Genomic DNA, 1,651 nt, shown 5'->3' on the forward strand with positions numbered 1-1,651 from the left:
GACGTTGAGGGGTTTGGGTCCGTCCTTGACACCGCAGGTGGAGCAGGTCTGGGAGGTCGGCTCGAATCGGCCGATCTTGAGCAGGGTGCGGCCGTACCGGGCCGCTTTGTACTCCAGCAGGTGCACGAAAGAGGACCATCCGGCGTCGTGCACACTCTTGGCCAGCCTGGTCCGCGCCAGTCCCGCCACCGATAAATCCTCCACGGCGATTCCTTGGTTCTCGGAGATCAGCCGGGTGGAGAGCTGGTGGTGGAACTCGTGACGAGCGTCGGTGACCTTGGCGTGGGCGCGGGCGACCTTGAGGCGGGCCTTCTCCCGGTTCTTCGAACCTTTCTGCTTGCGGGACAGCTCCTGCTGGGCCTTCTTCAGCTTCTTCTCCGCCCGGCGCAGAAACCGCGGAGAGTCGATCTTCGTGCCGTCGGAGAGGACGGCGAAGTGGGTGAGGCCGAGATCGATGCCGATGGTGCGGTCGGTTTCGGGCATCCGGGCTGCGTCGGCGGCGGGGTCGGTATCGATGACGAAGGAGGCGAAGAACCTGCCGGCCGCGTCCTTGATGACGGTGACGGAGGTGGGGGTGGCGGGCAGCGTGCGGGACCACTTCACCTTCACCGGACCGACCTTCGGCAGGTTCAGGCGCCCTTTGTCGGTGATGTTCCAGCGGGCGTTGGCGGTGAACCGGATCGACTGCCGCTTGTCCTTGCGGGACTTGAAGCGGGGCGGGCCGATCTTGGGGCCCTTGCGAGTGCCCTTGAGGGAGGCGAAAAAGTTGCGGTACGCGGTCTCGACGTCCCGCAGGGACTGCTGGAGCACCACTGCGGAGACCTCGCCCAGCCAGGACCGCTCCACCGTCTGCTTCGCCTCGGTAATCAGCCTCTTCGACAGCTCTGCGGCCTTAGGGAACGGCTGCTCGGCCGCTCCAGCCTCCTCACGGGCACGCACCGCGTCGTTGAACACGACACGGGCGCACCCGAACGCCTTCGCCAACGCCCTCTGCTGGCCGGTGTCCGGGTACAACCTGAAGGCGTACCGGAGCTGCATGACCATCACGATACATACTTGGGTTATGGGCGAGATGCATAAGATCAGAACTGGTAGGCACTGTGCTTTCGTGATGCACGTGCACTTGGTCTTCGTGACCAAGTTCCGGCATAAGGTGTTCACCGATGCCCACTTGAGGCGCATGGAGGAGATCATGCGGTCGGTGTGTACGGACTTCGAGTGCGAGCTGGTGGAGTTCAACGGCGAGGACAACCACGTCCACCTGCTGGTGAACTTCCCGCCCAAGGTCGCCGTGACCAAGCTGGTCAACTCCCTCAAGGGTGTCTCCTCCCGCCGCCTGCGCCAGGAGTTTCCCGACCTGGTACGGCACTACTGGCGGGCCAACAAGCTGTGGTCCGGCTCCTACTTCGCCGGAACTGTCGGCGGCGCCCCGCTCTCCGTGGTCAGGCAGTACATCGAGCAGCAGAACCGGCCGGTATGAGTGTTCCCCCCGGCTCCGCCGGGCGGCCGTCATGACGCTTCGCGTCATGAGTGACGAACGTGCCAACTCCGGCTCCGCCGGGCCAGATGCGGCGACGCTCCGCGTCGCCATCATCAGATTCGCTTCACCCCCGGCGTGAACGCCGGGGCACTGCGAATGAATCCCGGTAGC

The 1,651-nt window shown here is 64.9% G+C and carries 2 protein-coding genes; one reads left to right on the forward strand and one right to left on the reverse strand.

Annotated elements, in window-relative coordinates; translation table 11 throughout:
- Positions 1-1,038 (reverse strand): RNA-guided endonuclease InsQ/TnpB family protein (locus ACWD68_RS41815; protein ID WP_451811708.1); only part of this gene is annotated, 1,038 nt, incomplete at its 3' end.
- A 25-nt stretch (positions 1,039-1,063) separates the two neighbouring features.
- On the opposite strand from ACWD68_RS41815, the gene tnpA reads away from it, so the two are divergent.
- The gene (gene tnpA / locus ACWD68_RS41820) at positions 1,064-1,480 is read left to right on the forward strand and encodes an IS200/IS605 family transposase (protein WP_356471978.1); all 417 of its coding nucleotides are present in this window, start codon (positions 1,064-1,066) and stop codon (positions 1,478-1,480) included.
- Positions 1,481-1,651 lie beyond the last annotated feature (171 nt).

The organism is Streptomyces sp. NPDC005141 (assembly GCF_053599975.1).

Excerpts from the sequence above, each read along its gene's own strand:
- tnpA (WP_356471978.1), top strand. The coding sequence starts at position 1,064 with ATGGGCGAGATGCATAAGATCAGAACTGGTAGGCACTGTGCTTTCGTG.